Raw genomic sequence first — 16,342 nt, 5'->3', positions numbered from 1 at the left:
TGGACAAAGTATAAGAAGTATGTTTTGATTTCCGCTTTCCGCATCACCTATAATGAGAGTAGTCAAATAGGTAAAGAGAGGGTACAACAGTGAAGTTTGCGCATTTACAATGTCAAACCGTTTATAGTTTGTTAAAAAGTGCTTGTAAAATTGATGAACTCATCGTTCGGGCGAAAGAGCTTGGCTTTTCATCGCTTGCGATTACAGATGAAAATGTGATGTATGGAGTCATTCCGTTTTATAAAGCATGTAAGAAGAATGGTATACAGCCGATTATTGGATTAACAGCTTCTGTGTTTAGTGAGGAGGAGGAGCGAGCTTATCCGCTTGTATTACTTGCAGAAAATGAAATAGGTTATCAAAACTTATTAAAAATTTCTAGTACGATCATGACTAAGTCTAAAGATGGGATTCCAAAAAAGTGGCTTTCTCATTATGCAAAAGGGTTGATTGCAATTTCACCAGGAAAAGACGGGGAAATTGAACAGCTATTGTTAGAAGGAAGAGACGAGATCGCTGAAGAAGTAGCTCGTTCGTATCAAAATATGTTTGGAAGCTTTTACATGAGTTTGCAGCATCATGCGATTCAAGATGAACTGTTTTTACAAGAGAAAATACCACAATTTATAAACGAGATGAATATTCCAGTCGTCGCGACAAATGATGTCCGTTATGTGAATCAAAGCGATGCACTTGTGCAGGAGTGCTTGCTATCAGTTCAGAGCGGAACAAAGATGACTGATCCAGATAGACCAAGACTCAAAACAGACCAGTATTATTTAAAATCAGCAGTTGAAATGCAGGCTTTATTTTCTCATGAAGAAGCCATTCAGAATACAGTTCATATAGCTGAGCGTTGCCACGTAGAAATTCCTTTCCACGTCAATCAATTGCCGAAGTTTCCTGTTCCATCTAATGAAACATCAGATGCTTATTTGCGCCGCATTTGTAATGAGGGTCTAAATCAGCGATATAGAACGGTTCAAGATGTACATAGGAAACGTTTAGAACATGAACTTGAAGTTATCTCTCGCATGGGATTTAGTGATTATTTCCTCATTGTTTGGGATTTTATGAAATACGCACATGAACATGACATTTTAACAGGGCCGGGTCGTGGTTCAGCAGCAGGTTCACTTGTTTCTTATGTGTTAGAAATCACAGACATCGATCCAATTGAGTACGACTTGCTGTTTGAACGATTTCTAAATCCTGAACGTGTTACGCTGCCAGATATTGATATTGATTTTCCGGATATTAGACGTGATGAGATGATTCGTTATGTAAAAGATAAATATGGTCAGCTTCGTGTTGCTCAAATAGTTACGTTCGGAACGCTTGCTGCAAAAGCAGCGATTCGAGATATCGCCCGCGTAATGGGGCTTCCACCAAGGGATATCGATATATTTTCAAAACTTATTCCGTCAAAGCTTGGAATCACATTAAAAGAAGCGTATGAAGAATCTAGGTCTCTTCGTGAATTTGTACAAGGAAATCTCTTGCATGAGCGTGTTTTTGAAATTGCAAAGCGCGTCGAAGGTTTACCACGTCATACGTCTATTCATGCGGCGGGAGTCATAATGAGTCAGGAGCCGTTAACGGGGAGTGTTGCGATTCAAGAAGGGCATAACGATGTATATGTAACGCAATATCCAGCAGAAGTGTTAGAAGAACTGGGCCTGTTAAAAATGGACTTCTTAGGTTTACGTAATTTAACGTTACTCGAAAATATTCTTAATTTTATTGTGACTAAAACTGGTAAACAAATTGATATACGGAATTTACCACTTGAGGATGAAAAGACATTCCAGTTACTTGGAAAAGGAGATACAACAGGCGTGTTCCAGCTTGAATCCGGAGGAATGCGGAATGTATTACGTAGCTTAAAACCAAATGAGTTTGAAGATATTGTTGCTGTTAACGCATTATATCGCCCAGGACCAATGGAGCAAATTCCAACCTTTATTGAATCAAAGCACGGAAAGCGTCAAATTCATTATTTACATGCGGATTTAAAGCCGATTTTAAAAAGCACATATGGTGTCATTGTATACCAAGAACAAATTATGCAAATCGCCTCGCAGTTAGCAGGGTTTTCACTCGGGGAAGCTGATTTGCTTCGCCGTGCAGTGAGTAAGAAAAAACGTGAGATTTTAGATCAAGAAAGAATGCATTTTGTACAAGGGTGTTTACGAAATGGATATGATAAGACATCAGCAGAACAAATTTATGATTTAATTGTGAGATTTGCGAATTACGGTTTTAACCGAAGTCATGCTGTAGCCTATAGTATGATTGGATATCAGCTTGCTTATTTAAAAGCGAACTATCCTTTAGAGTTTATGACTGCGCTGTTATCTAGTGCGATAGGTAATGAAGATAAGATTGTGCAATATATACGCGAAACGAAGCGCAAAGGTTTTCGTGTTTTATCGCCGTCTCTTCATAGAAGTAGTTACAATTTCCAAATAGAAGGGAATGCAATCCGTTATAGCTTGCTGTCAATTCGAAATATAGGGATGGCTACAGTGAATGCGGTGATAGAGGAAAGAGAAAGAAATCCATTCCAAGATTTATTTGAATTTTGTCTTCGTATGCCAGCAAAGTTTGTTACGGAGCGTAATTTAGAGGCTTTTGTTTGGGCAGGCTGTTTCGATGATTTTCAAGTTTCGCGAACAACGTTGTTTAACAGTATTAAGGGGGCTCTAGAGTACGCAAGCCTTGCTCGTGAATTAGGGGAAGAAAGTGTCCCCAAATCAGTATATGTACAAGGAGAAGAGCTATCTTTTATTGAACAATTAAATAATGAAAAAGAAGCGCTTGGCTTTTATTTATCCAGTTATCCAACGGCGCAGTACGCAAAGCTTGTAAAAGAACTAGAAATTCCATCGCTTGCGCAAGCGATGAGGCAAAAGCGAAAAGTACAACGTGCAATTGTTTATGTAACAGGTGTAAAAGTCATTCGGACGAAAAAATTGCAAAAAATGGCGTTCGTCACTTTTTGTGATCAAAATGATGAAATGGAAGCAGTTGTTTTTCCTGAGACGTATATTCATTTTGCGGAGAGGTTACAAGAAGGTGCAATTGTTTTAGTGGAGGGGACGATTGAACAGCGAAATCATAAATTGCAATGGATTGTGAACGGTCTTTATCCATTGGAACAAATGGATGTTTACAATGAAATGAAAGAAGCGTCGATTTATGTAAAACTACCCTCGCAGTATGAAAAGAGGCTGTTAAATCAAGTTACAAAAATATTGTTTCACTATTCAGGTTTTGTGAAAGTACTAATTTATTATGAAAAGGAACATAAAATGGTACAATTATCTCGTAGTTTATCAATTCATCCAAGTGAAGAATGTTTAGGAGCACTTCGTGAAATAGTCGGTGAGGAAAATGTCGTAGTGAAAATATAATGGACAATTTCCCTATAGTTCGATTATTATAGTAATTGTGTTCGTGGTCAGACCACTTGGAGAGAATAATATCAGCAAGAATAATTTGAGGAGAGTGGATAGTTTGTCAACACTTCGTGAAGAAGCACTTCACATGCATAAAGTGCATCAAGGAAAATTAGAAACTGTATCAAAAGTAAAAGTAGAAAATGCTAAAGATTTAAGTCTTGCGTATTCTCCAGGGGTTGCAGAACCTTGTAAAGAAATTTATGACGATAAAAGTAAGGTATATGAATATACGATGAAGGGAAACATGGTAGCAGTTGTGACGGATGGAACAGCTGTACTTGGCCTTGGTAATATCGGACCAGAAGCATCTCTTCCAGTAATGGAAGGTAAAGCAGTATTATTCAAGAGTTTTGCTGGCGTAGATGCATTCCCAATTGCTTTAAATACAAACGATGTAGATAAGATTATTGAAACTGTAAAATTAATGGAGCCAACATTTGGCGGTGTAAACTTAGAGGATATTGCAGCACCAAACTGCTTTATCATTGAAGAACGTCTAAAAAAGGAAACAAATATTCCTGTATTCCATGATGATCAACACGGTACAGCTATCGTAACAGTAGCGGGTCTTGTAAATGCACTTAAGCTAGTTGGAAAGAAAATGTCTGACATTAAAGTTGTAGCAAATGGTGCAGGTGCAGCGGGTATTGCAATCATTAAACTTTTATATCGCTATGGTGTACGCGACATTATTATGTGTGACCGAAAAGGCGCAATTTATGAAGGTCGCCCTGTTGGGATGAACCCAGTGAAAGATGAAGTTGCAAAATATACGAATAAAAATCGTGTAGAAGGTTCATTAGCAGATGTCCTGCAAGGTGCGGATGTATTTATCGGTGTATCTGTAGCGGGTGCGTTAACTGAGGAAATGGTTCGTACAATGAATGACGATGCAATTATTTTTGCAATGGCAAATCCGGTTCCAGAAATTATGCCGGAAATTGCAAAAGCAGCAGGCGCAGCTGTTGTTGGGACTGGTCGCTCTGACTTCCCGAACCAAGTAAATAATGTACTAGCATTCCCTGGTATTTTCCGTGGTGCACTTGATGTACATGCTACGCAAATTAATGAAGAAATGAAAATGGCAGCTGTACAAGCCATTGCAGAGCTTGTAACGGCAGATGAGTTAAATGCGGATTATATCATTCCGGCACCGTTTGACGCGCGTGTAGCGCCTCAGGTAGCGGCTTACGTTGCGAAAGCGGCGATGGAGACAGGAGTAGCTCGCCGTCAAGTAGATCCAAATGAAGTTGCTGAGAAAACAAAAAAATTAGCGCTGATTGGTAAAGAGTAAGCGAGGAATTTCCATTGACATCATCAAATACAAAAGTATATCTCGAAATTGTAAAGAAAATCCGTTCCATTATGGAAGAGGATGGTTTAGTAGCAGGTGATCGATTACCATCTGAGCGTGAGTTAAGTGCACGTTTAAATGCCGGGCGTTCATCTGTACGGGAAGCATTGCGAGCTTTAGAACTCGTAGGGTTAATTGAGACAAGACGCGGAGAAGGGACGTTTATTCGAAACTTCTATGATAACGGTCTTGTTCAACTAATCGCACCATTTTTATTACAAGATGAGAAAACAATTCGTGATTTGTTACAGATGAAACGATTACTTGAAAAAGATATTCTTCGAATCGTATGTGATTTACCGAAAGAAACGTTTTCTAATGTATTAGGTATGTTGCGACAAGTTCTTAAAAAGGACGAAAGTTCAATCCAGGAGTTCCATCAAACGTTTTTTAAAACACTTATTGAACAAGTGGACAATTATTTACTGTATCGTGTTTGGAGAATTGTAAATGATTACGTTGCGACTCTTTCTTATGAAATTTCATTAGAATCTATAGAAACTTATAGAAAGCTTTATGAAGCGCTATACGAGAAAAAAGAAGAAGAGGCGCTAAAAATATATGATGAATTAATGGGAAACATGCAGTTTCACTCGTAATGTATAAAATTTGTCGAAATGACCATGACACGTTATGACAAACAATCTATCGCATAGCGGTTAAAGTTAAACGTAAAGAGAGAGGTTATGAGTGCGTGTTCAAAAAGGAGCGATCTTTACCGGACTTTTTGAACATCCTCTATTAGACAGATTGAGAAGACAAGGCTAACATCGAATTTTGGTGTTAGCCCAGTTTTCTTCTTACCCTAACCTTAGCTCTCAACAAAGGGGGTCAAATTGTGCTAAGAGATTTATTCGTAAAAAAGAAAAAGTATGCTGCAATTCCTTCAGAACAAGTACGAAGAGATGTGCCGGACGGTGTTATGACAAAATGTCCGAAATGTAAGAAAATCATGTATACAAAAGAGCTTCTGAAAAATTTAAAAGTATGTGTGAACTGTGGTTATCATCATCCGATGAATGCGTGGGAGCGCCTTGACAGTGTATTGGACGAAGGTTCATTTCGTGAGTACGACAAAGAGATGGTTTCGGTAAATCCACTTGGATTCCCAAATTATGAAGAGAAACTAGAGAGTGATCGCAAGAAAACAGAATTAAACGAAGCGGTTGTGACAGGTGAAGGAACAATTGATGAAATGCTTGTTGTGATTGCAGTAATGGATTCTCGTTTTCGAATGGGCAGCATGGGCTCTGTTGTAGGCGAAAAAATTGCACGTGCAGTTGAAAAAGCATACGAGTTACAAGTTCCATTTATTATCTTTACTGCATCGGGCGGCGCGCGCATGCAAGAAGGTATTTTAAGTTTAATGCAAATGGCAAAAACGAGCGTAGCTTTGAAAAAACATAGCAATGCTGGAGGATTATTTATTTCTGTTATGACTCATCCGACAACAGGCGGTGTTTCGGCAAGTTTTGCTTCACTTGGTGATTATAATCTTGCAGAGCCAGGTGCACTTATCGGCTTTGCTGGTAGACGTGTAATTGAACAAACGGTGCGTGAGAAACTGCCAGAAGACTTTCAAACGGCAGAATTTTTATTAGAGCACGGTCAATTGGATGCGGTTGTGCATCGCAATGATATGAGAGAATCGCTCCGTAAGATTTTAGAAGTTCATCAAGGAGGGGAAACGGCTGTATGGCAGAGTTAGAATTTGAAAAACCAGTTGTTGAGCTAAGAAATAAGATTCGTGAACTAAAAGACTATACGAACAACAGCCAGATGGACTTCAGTGAGGAGATTCGTATTTTGGAAGGGAAGCTAGAAAATCTAGAGGAAGAAATATACGGCAATATGAAAGTATGGGATCGCGTTCAAATTGCTCGTCATGCAGAACGACCGACAACGCTCGATTATATTGAGCACTTATTTACTGATTTTTTTGAATGTCATGGAGATCGTCTATATGGCGATGATGCAGCGATTGTCGGCGGCATTGCGAAATATGATGGGATGCCTGTAACGGTAATTGGACACCAGCGCGGGAAAGATACGAAAGAAAATATTCGTCGTAATTTTGGAATGCCTCATCCAGAAGGATATCGAAAGGCACTACGTTTAATGAAGCAAGCTGAGAAATTTAATCGCCCGATTATTTGCTTTATTGATACGAAAGGTGCGTATCCTGGTAAAGCTGCTGAAGAACGTGGTCAAAGTGAAGCGATTGCCCGTAATTTATTTGAAATGGCAGGGCTTACTGTACCAGTTATTTGTATCGTTATTGGTGAAGGTGGCAGCGGTGGTGCGCTAGGTCTTGGAGTAGGGGATTACATTCATATGCTAGAAAATTCCACTTATTCTGTTATTACACCAGAGGGAGCGGCAGCGATTCTTTGGAAAGATGCAGGAAAAGCGAGGGAAGCTGCTGAAGCGATGAGAATTACGGCAGCGGATTTGAAAGAATTAGGTGTAATTGACGAAATTATTCCAGAAGCGCGTGGCGGTGCGCATCGTAACATTTTAAAACAATCAGAAAACATCGACATAATGCTCAGAAAAACATTCCAGCAATTAAACGGTATCTCGAAAGAGGAATTAGTCGAAAAACGTTATGAAAAATATATGAAAATTGGGCAAGTTTCGTTTTCAAACGCTTCCATTTGGATAAAATAAGAAAAGCGTGCGTTCCACTTCGCGAATGCACGTTTTTATTGTGAAAAGACACATCTTCTCCATTGTATTTTTATATTTCTTCATGTTATTTTATTATAAGGCAAATAATCTTTATGAGGTGAGTACAAATGAAACGTATTGGTGTATTAACAAGTGGTGGAGATTCACCTGGTATGAATGCTGCCATTCGTGCAGTTGTTCGTAAAGCGATTTTCCATGATATAGAAGTATATGGTATTTACCATGGATACGCTGGATTAATTTCTGGTCATATTGAAAAATTAGAGCTTGGTTCTGTAGGCGATATTATCCACCGCGGTGGTACAAAATTATATACAGCGAGATGTCCTGAGTTTAAAGACCCAGAAGTACGACTAAAAGGAATCGAGCAATTAAAGAAGTTTGGCATTGAAGGACTTGTTGTTATTGGTGGAGACGGTTCTTACCAAGGTGCTAAAAAATTAACAGAGCAAGGATTCCCATGTGTCGGCGTACCAGGTACAATCGATAATGATATTCCTGGAACAGATTTCACAATCGGTTTCGATACAGCGTTAAACACTGTTATTGATGCGATCGATAAAATTCGTGATACAGCTACATCTCATGAACGTACATATGTTATTGAAGTAATGGGGCGTCATGCTGGAGATATCGCATTATGGGCTGGTTTAGCTGATGGTGCAGAAACAATCTTAATTCCAGAAGAAGAGTATGACATGCAAGATGTAATCGCTCGTTTAAAACGTGGTAGTGAGCGTGGAAAGAAACATAGTATTATCGTGGTAGCTGAAGGTGTTGGAAGTGCAATTGACATCGGTAAGCAAATCGAAGAAGAAACAAACTTTGATACTCGTGTAACTGTATTAGGTCACGTACAACGTGGTGGATCACCAAGTGCACAAGACCGTGTTTTAGCAAGCCGTCTTGGCGCAAGAGCAGTTGAGTTGTTGATTGAAAACAAAGGTGGACGTTGCGTAGGTATCCAAAATAACAAACTTGTTGATCATGACATTATCGAAGCGTTAGCTCAAAAACATACGATTGATAAAGATATGTATCAATTGTCAAAAGAATTATCTATCTAATCGGCGTAATGTCAAATACTTGGGAACGGTTTCATAATTTTCGGAGGTGCAATATGCGTAAAACAAAAATTGTATGTACTATAGGTCCTGCTAGTGAAAGTATTGAAAAATTAGAGCAATTAATCGGAGCGGGTATGAACGTTGCTCGTTTAAACTTCTCTCATGGTAGCCATGAAGAGCATGGAGCGCGTATTAAAAACATTCGTGAAGCTTCAAAGAAAACTGGTAAAACAGTTGCAATCTTACTTGATACAAAAGGTCCAGAAATCCGTACACATGATTTCGTAGACGGACAAGCTGAACTAGTAACAGGTGCAGAAGTAGTTATCTCTACAGAGCAAGTATTAGGAACTGCAGAGAAGTTCTCTGTATCTTATGCTGGTCTTTATGATGATGTAGACCCAGGTTCTCGCATTCTAATTGATGACGGTCTTATCGAACTGGAAGTGATCGAGAAAGCTGCTGGAAACATCCGTACAAAAGTATTAAACAGCGGAACTGTAAAAAATAAAAAAGGTGTTAACGTACCAAACGTAAGCATTAAGCTTCCTGGTATCACTGAAAAAGATGTACAAGATATCATCTTTGGTATCGAGCAAAAAGTTGATTTCATTGCAGCATCTTTCGTACGTAAAGCAGCTGACGTATTAGAAATCCGTGAATTATTAGAAGCACACAATGCTCAATTCATCCAAATCGTACCAAAAATTGAGAACCAAGAAGGTATCGATAACATCGATTCAATCTTAGAAGTTTCTGATGGTTTAATGGTAGCTCGTGGTGATATGGGTGTGGAAATTCCGCCAGAAGAAGTACCATTAGTACAAAAGCGTCTAATCAAAAAATGTAACGTATTAGGTAAACCGGTTATTACAGCAACACAAATGTTAGATTCTATGCAACGTAACCCACGTCCAACTCGTGCGGAAGCGAGTGACGTAGCGAACGCAATCTTCGACGGTACAGATGCAATCATGCTTTCTGGTGAAACTGCAGCGGGTCAATATCCAGTAGAAGCAGTAACAATGATGGCGAACATCGCAGTACGTGTTGAAAAATCATTGCAATATGAAGATATGTTCAAAAAACGTATTAAAGAGTTCACTCCAACAATTACAGATGCGATTAGTCAATCTGTTGCACACACAGCGCTTGCTCTTGATGTAGCTGCAATTGTAGCTCCAACAGAAAGTGGATACACTGCAAAAATGATCTCTAAATATCGTCCAAAATCTCCAATCGTAGCTGTAACATCTGACGAGCAAGTGGGTCGTCGTCTTGCACTTGTTTGGGGTGTGCAAGCATTTATGGCTGGAAAACGTGCAGCATCTACTGATGAAATGTTAGATACTGCAATTCAAACGGTTATGGATGCGGGTCTAATCGGACTTGGAGATACTGTTGTAATTACTGCTGGTGTTCCAGTTGCTGAAACTGGTACAACAAACTTAATGAAAATCCATGTTGTTGGCGAAGAAATCGCTAAGGGACAAGGGATTGGTCGTAAAGCAGCAAAAGGTAAAGTAGTTGTAGCGAAAACAGCTGCAGAAGCTGTAGCGAACGTAACAGAAGGTGACATCCTTGTTACAACAAGTACGGATAAAGATATGATTCCTGCAATTGAAAAAGCGGCAGCTCTAGTTGTAGAAGAAGGCGGCTTAACAAGCCATGCAGCTGTTGTAGGTGTATCAATCGGCATTCCAGTTATCGTTGGTGTAAACGGTGTAACAGCAACTCTAAAAAATGGCCAAGAAGTAACAGTTGATGCAGCGCGCGGAATTGTTTATAATGGACATGCGGAAGTGCTATAAGAAGTAATATGGAGAGAAGGATAGGAGTCCTTCTCTTTTTTTTTACAATTTAAAGATAAAAATCATTCTGAAAAAGTGGGGCTTTCATTAGTTGAAAAGGATTACCCCTTAGATAGGTGTTGTTTGAAGTCTTAAAACCTGGTAAGAAGGGATTGTTTTGTGATTAGTAAGGGGGAAAGTCTAATGTACTTCTTGGAGGGAATTAAGGGGTTATCTCGACGTTGTGAGCGCATTTTATTAGCTCAGTGCCTTGTTTTTATTTGAATGAAATGAGGGGTATTGTGCTTTAAATATAACGAAGGAAAAGGTGTGAGAGTATGAAGTGGCTTCTGTTTCTTTTTATTTTAATTCCTACAGTTGAAGTGACAGTGCTCATTGGTTCTAGTCATTTAATTGGCATGTGGCCAACTTTCGCTATGATTGTGTTTACGGCTGCCCTTGGTGCTTATTTAGCAAAACAACAAGGGTTTATGGTGCTAAGAGAAATTCAGTCAAGATTGAATAGAGGGGAAATGCCAGGTGATGCCGTATTAGATGGGATCTTTGTCTTTATAGGTGGAGTCCTTCTGTTAGTACCTGGATATGTAACGGATATAATAGGGTTTGTTTTTATATTTCCACTAACAAGAAAGCTATTTAAGCCTGTTGTAATGAAATGGTTAGAGTGGAAATTAAGAAGGAACACAACCGTTATCGTGCAAAAATAACACTTAGAACGCGATTTGTTCTAAGTGTTATTTTTTGTCGAATTACAAAATGTATAATTATTCATTTGTAGAAAAAGGAAGAAATACCAATAATAATTATGTGTAAAATAGAATAAAAATGTAAAATGGTGTTTAAAAGGGTCGTTTTTATGCAAAAACAAGGGAATTACCCATAACATATGGATAATTCCCTTGTTCTATTTGTGAGTAGTAAGACCCCGTCTCAAGGTTCAGAGGGAAACGAGGAAGAGAAGGTGGGCTGATGAAGGAAACCCCACGGATTAAAGTTTTACTTTATTTTAATGGTGACCCTTTAATGAATTTCCATAAATCATGAAATACATGGGCCTTGTGCAATGTGTTTAATAGTACTAATGTAACTGGGCCGATGATTAATCCTAAAAAACCATATAGTTTAAATCCAACGAACAATGCAATAAGCGTCGATAATGGATCAAGCCCGATGTTGGATGATAACACTTTTGGTTCCATGATTTGTCTTTGAACAATGACAACAATATATAAAATAAGTAGGCCGATTGCGAAGGCTGTATCTCCTGTGAAAAATACATAGATAACCCAAGGAACAAAGACTGCTCCTGTTCCTAAATAAGGAAGTAAGTCTACAATTCCTGTAATGATTGCAATTGTGATAGCATACGGTACACGTAAAATTAATAATCCGATTAGTACGATGACGGTTGTCATAGACACAAGTGTGAGTTGTGCCTTTACAAACCCAAATAGCGCTTTTCGTAAATCGACAAAAATAGTTTTTCCGTATCCGTGTAGGCGATTTGGCAGCAAGCGTTTTCCTTTATGAGCAAGTTCATGCCAATCAAAACTAATAAAGAAAGTTGCTAATAAGATAAAAACAAGAACTGTTAAAGTTGTTGGGAGTGCACTAATGAAGTTTGTTAATCCGCTTATAATAGCAGTCAACAAGTCCTTCATCTGCTTTGTTGCTTCCGTTCCTAGATTTTGAATGTTTTGTGTAATGGTATATTGTTGTGATTCCCCAAGATGATTAAATTTAGAAATTAAATCATCATATAAAGGCATAATATTATTGAGTGCAAATTGCTGTGCATACTGTACAATTGCTGGAAACTTCTCTGTGACGATTTGTAGTAAGTAAGTTGTGGCGGAAATCGCTTCTGTTACAAGATACGTAACGAGTCCGACTAAGGCGCCAAACACGAGAACTAAGCTGACGAGTACCGCTAAGGCACGGGGAAATTGTAATTTTTGATTGAGAAAATTTACGACTGGATTAATCAAGTAAGCAAAAGCTAATGCGATGATAAAAGGGTATATAAGACCTGAAACATACAAAAGCGCATAAAACCCAATTATTGTTGCTAGAATGACAAATATAAGTCGCAATATCATATACAGTGAGTTTCGATTCAAAGGTGTTTACCTCCCATTCCAAATCGTATTTATGTTATAGTGGAATGATGGATTTATCCCGCTATTTACGGGCGGTGTAAAGCAATTTGCTCGTAAAAGCCTGACGGCGAGGGCTAATCGACAGTAAAAAATCCCCTATACTGATTGACAAGAGCCTCATTTAATCTACTTTTTATTTTACCTGTTTCTTATAAGAAAAGAAAGGAGAGTGCTCGTCTTTCTTGGTAAATGTAAACATCGTATTTAAGGGATTGAAGGTCTGTATATATCATCTATATTGATTGATAAATACTTATCGTTTATAGCATGTATAACGATGTGTTTAACAGAATTTTTTTTGTAAACAGGTTCATTATTTTCAGAAAGGAAGTGTAATCATGATTAGTCAATCCACGTTATTTTTATTCATACTTCTTATTATTGGACTTATTGCTAAAAATCAATCACTTACTGTAGCAGTTGGTGTTTTATTTTTATTAAAGTGGACGTTTTTAGGAGATAAGATTTTACCATATCTACAAACAAAAGGAATTAATCTTGGTGTAACGGTAATTACGATTGCGGTTCTTGTTCCAATAGCTACGGGTGAAATCGGATTTAAGCAGTTGGGTGAAGCGGCTAAATCTTATTACGCATGGATTGCTTTAGCGTCAGGAATAGCGGTCGCTCTCTTGGCAAAAGGAGGAGTACAGTTATTAACGAGTGATCCTCATATTACAACTGCGCTCGTATTTGGAACAATTATAGCAGTTGCGTTGTTTAATGGAGTCGCTGTAGGACCATTAATTGGAGCGGGAATTGCGTATGCGGTGATGAACATTATACAAATGTTTAAGTGAAAAATTTTATTGTAATATAAATTTTTTGAATTCTTTCCATTCACAAAAGTCAGATAATTGTTTATAATGTAATTAGAAAACTTTTCAAAGGTTACATAGCAGCGAAGACTTACACCAGATAAAATAAAAACAACATAAAATAATTTTTACTGATGTTGTTTTATGTTGTTTTTATCATAAACTCTTCGAAACTAGTTTTCCTCACCATCTGTTGTTCTAAGCGTGAGGATTCGAGGAGAAACTCACGCTCATGCTTTACAACAAGCAATGGAACTACAAGATGGGAACATCACAGCAAATTTGCATGATCGTGCATTTTGCTTGCCTAAAGAGTGAACGGGCGTTCATAATTTATATGGGGAAGCAAACAAATATAAGGGAGCAAGGTTGGGAGAATTTTCAGGAAAAGGAGAGAGTGTAATGACTGTTATTCGAGGTTTAGAAGGGGTAGTAGCAACAACATCATCCGTGAGTTCTATTATTGACGATACATTAACGTATGTTGGGTATAATATTGATGATTTAGCGGAAAACGCTACGTTTGAAGAAGTGGTATACTTACTGTGGCATCGTAAACTTCCTAATGAAGAGGAATTAAATGAGTTAAAAGAATCTTTATCGGAATATTCTAAAGTTCCAAGTGAGATTTTATCATATTTAAAACAAGTAGATTTAAAGATTGCACATCCGATGTCAGTTTTACGAACAGCGATTTCCATGTTATCATTATACGATGAGAGTGCTGAATTAATGGATGAGAAGTCCAATTATTTGAAAGCGGTTAAATTACAGGCTCAAGTAGGTACTCTTGTTGCAGCATATGCAAGAATTCGTAAAGGTTTAGAAGTTGTTGAGCCACGAAAAGATCTATCATTAGCTGCAAACTTTATCTATATGTTAAATGACCGCGAACCAAATGAAGTAGAGATCGAAGCTTTTGATAAGGCGCTTGTGCTTCATGCGGATCATGAATTAAATGCTTCTACATTTACAGCACGTGTTTGTGTTGCGACACTTTCAGATGTATATTCTGGAATTACAGCAGCAATTGGTGCTTTAAAAGGACCTCTTCATGGCGGTGCGAACGAAAATGTAATGAAGATGTTAAAAGAGATTGGTGAAGAAGAAAATGTAGAGTCCTATATTCATAACGCACTTCAAAATAAAGTTAAGATTATGGGATTTGGCCATCGCGTATATGAAAATGGTGACCCACGTGCGAAACATTTACGTGAAATGTCTAAGAGATTATGCGTGCTTTTAGGAGAAGAGAAATGGTATAATATGTCTATCAAAATCGAAGACATTGTCACAAAAGAAAAAGGTCTTCCACCAAATGTCGATTTCTATTCTGCTTCTGTTTACCATTGTTTAGGAATTGATCATGATTTATTTACACCAATCTTTGCGATCAGTCGTATGTCAGGTTGGTTAGCTCATATTTTAGAGCAATATGAAAACAACCGTTTAATCCGTCCGCGTGCTGATTATAATGGACCAACGCATCAACGTTATATCCCATTAGCGCAACGATAAGTTAAAAACACTATTTTGATAGTGTAAATACACTTTCAAAAGTCTGATTTTTTTGCAAAGATGTAATGATTGGAATATTTTAATTTGACTAACGGTTTGAACTGAGGGTTTTATTCCCTCAGTTTCATACATATGAAATTTCAAACATGGGGGTTATCACAGTGACGACAGGAGAAAAAATTACTGTAACGAATGGTGTTATGAATGTACCGAACAATCCAATTATTCCTTTTATTGAAGGAGATGGAATTGGACCAGATATTTGGGCAGCAGCATCTCGTGTATTAGAAGCAGCTGTTGAAAAAGCTTATGATGGTGAGAAGAAAATCGTTTGGAAAGAAGTGCTTGCAGGGGAAAAAGCATTCAACCAAACAGGTGAATGGTTACCAGAAGAGACGTTAAATGAGATCCGTGAATACTTGATTGCAATTAAAGGTCCACTTACAACTCCTGTTGGTGGTGGTATCCGTTCTCTAAACGTAGCACTTCGTCAAGAATTAGATTTATACGTATGTTTACGTCCAGTTCGTTATTTTGAAGGTGTTCCTTCACCTGTAAAACGTCCGGAAGATACTGATATGGTAATTTTCCGTGAAAATACAGAAGACATTTATGCTGGTATTGAATATGCACAAGGATCTCCAGAAGCGCAAAAAGTGCTTGAGTTCTTAAAAGAAACAATGGGTGTAAATAAAATTCGCTTCCCAGAAACATCAGGAATTGGTATTAAACCAATTTCAGAAGAAGGGACAAAGCGTCTTGTTCGTGCTGCGATTCAATATGCAATTAACGAAAAACGCTCTTCTGTTACATTAGTTCATAAAGGAAACATTATGAAATTTACAGAAGGTGCTTTCAAAAACTGGGGTTATGAAGTAGCGGAACAAGAATTCAGTGATAAAGTATTTACTTGGGCTGAATATGACCGCATTGTTGAAAAAGATGGTAAAGATGCAGCGAATAAAGCGATGGCAGCAGCTGAAGAAGCTGGTAAAATCATCGTTAAAGATTCTATTGCAGATATCTTCTTACAACAAATTTTAACACGTCCACGTGAGTTCGATGTTGTTGCAACAATGAACTTAAATGGCGATTATATTTCTGATGCACTTGCAGCACAAGTAGGTGGCATTGGTATTGCACCTGGTGCAAACATTAACTATGTTACTGGGCATGCTATTTTTGAAGCTACACATGGTACAGCTCCAAAATATGCAGGTTTAGATAAAGTAAATCCATCTTCTGTTCTTCTTTCAGGAGTATTATTATTAGAGCATTTAGGATGGAATGAAGCTGCCAAATTAGTAACTGCTTCAGTAGAAAAAACAATTGCTTCAAAAGTGGTAACATATGACTTCGCACGTCTTATGGATGGTGCAACTGAAGTGAAATGTTCTGAATTTGCTGATGCCCTTATTAATAATATGGACTTAGCGGTAATCAAAAACGCATAATTTAAA

At 38.0% G+C, this 16,342-nt stretch carries 12 protein-coding genes; 11 read left to right on the top strand and 1 reads right to left on the bottom strand.

Annotation, left to right across the window (positions count from 1 at the left end; genetic code table 11):
• Positions 1-89: 89 nt before the first annotated feature.
• From dnaE to QRY57_RS22600, 8 genes are all read left to right on the top strand, one after another.
• Entirely contained in the window at positions 90-3,416 is a 3,327-nt protein-coding gene (dnaE, locus tag QRY57_RS22635) for a DNA polymerase III subunit alpha (protein ID WP_286016147.1), read from the top strand.
• A gap of 133 nt (positions 3,417-3,549) precedes the next feature.
• A complete protein-coding gene (ystJ, locus tag QRY57_RS22630; RefSeq protein WP_208017413.1) occupies positions 3,550-4,758 on the top strand; it encodes an NADP-dependent malic enzyme in 1,209 nt (402 codons plus the stop codon).
• Between the two features lie 14 nt (positions 4,759-4,772).
• Positions 4,773-5,417 (top strand): FadR/GntR family transcriptional regulator, encoded by a 645-nt coding sequence (locus tag QRY57_RS22625; RefSeq protein ID WP_026593641.1) that lies wholly within the window; start codon positions 4,773-4,775, stop codon positions 5,415-5,417.
• Between the two features lie 239 nt (positions 5,418-5,656).
• Positions 5,657-6,526: an acetyl-CoA carboxylase, carboxyltransferase subunit beta gene (gene accD / locus QRY57_RS22620; RefSeq protein WP_026593640.1), complete on the top strand. Its 870-nt coding sequence runs from the start codon at positions 5,657-5,659 to the stop codon at positions 6,524-6,526.
• Complete coding sequence (gene accA / locus QRY57_RS22615; RefSeq protein ID WP_286016146.1) at positions 6,514-7,488, top strand: acetyl-CoA carboxylase carboxyl transferase subunit alpha; 975 nt, start codon at positions 6,514-6,516, stop codon at positions 7,486-7,488. Before accD ends, accA begins: the two co-directional genes overlap by 13 nt.
• A gap of 128 nt (positions 7,489-7,616) precedes the next feature.
• Positions 7,617-8,576, top strand: a complete 960-nt coding sequence (gene pfkA / locus QRY57_RS22610; RefSeq protein ID WP_208017352.1) for a 6-phosphofructokinase — start codon at positions 7,617-7,619, stop codon at positions 8,574-8,576.
• Positions 8,577-8,629: 53 nt separating this feature from the next.
• A complete protein-coding gene (pyk, locus tag QRY57_RS22605; RefSeq protein ID WP_090687852.1) occupies positions 8,630-10,387 on the top strand; it encodes a pyruvate kinase in 1,758 nt (585 codons plus the stop codon).
• 317 nt (positions 10,388-10,704) lie between these two features.
• Positions 10,705-11,094: an FxsA family protein gene (locus QRY57_RS22600; protein ID WP_026593636.1), complete on the top strand. Its 390-nt coding sequence runs from the start codon at positions 10,705-10,707 to the stop codon at positions 11,092-11,094.
• A 294-nt stretch (positions 11,095-11,388) separates the two neighbouring features.
• Here QRY57_RS22600 and ytvI read toward each other — a convergent pair whose 3' ends face one another.
• On the bottom strand, positions 11,389-12,507 hold the full coding sequence (gene ytvI / locus QRY57_RS22595; RefSeq protein WP_286016145.1) for a sporulation integral membrane protein YtvI: 1,119 nt from the start codon (positions 12,505-12,507) through the stop codon (positions 11,389-11,391).
• A 377-nt stretch (positions 12,508-12,884) separates the two neighbouring features.
• On the opposite strand from ytvI, the gene QRY57_RS22590 reads away from it, so the two are divergent.
• The 3 genes from QRY57_RS22590 (at position 12,885) to icd (ending at position 16,336) form a co-directional block, all read left to right on the top strand.
• The gene (locus tag QRY57_RS22590; RefSeq protein WP_090687850.1) at positions 12,885-13,346 is read left to right on the top strand and encodes a DUF441 domain-containing protein; all 462 of its coding nucleotides are present in this window, start codon (positions 12,885-12,887) and stop codon (positions 13,344-13,346) included.
• A 387-nt stretch (positions 13,347-13,733) separates the two neighbouring features.
• Positions 13,734-14,882, top strand: coding sequence for a citrate synthase (citZ, locus tag QRY57_RS22585; protein ID WP_139265467.1), 1,149 nt, complete (start codon positions 13,734-13,736; stop codon positions 14,880-14,882).
• A gap of 161 nt (positions 14,883-15,043) precedes the next feature.
• Positions 15,044-16,336: an NADP-dependent isocitrate dehydrogenase gene (gene icd / locus QRY57_RS22580; RefSeq protein ID WP_026593632.1), complete on the top strand. Its 1,293-nt coding sequence runs from the start codon at positions 15,044-15,046 to the stop codon at positions 16,334-16,336.
• Positions 16,337-16,342 lie beyond the last annotated feature (6 nt).

Origin of the sequence: Bacillus arachidis (assembly GCF_030285945.1) — a bacterium.
GTDB lineage: Bacteria > Bacillota > Bacilli > Bacillales > Bacillaceae_G > Bacillus_A > Bacillus_A arachidis.
The sequence above is the reverse complement of the archived record's forward strand: the minus strand, read 5'-3'. Positions and strand labels throughout refer to the sequence as shown.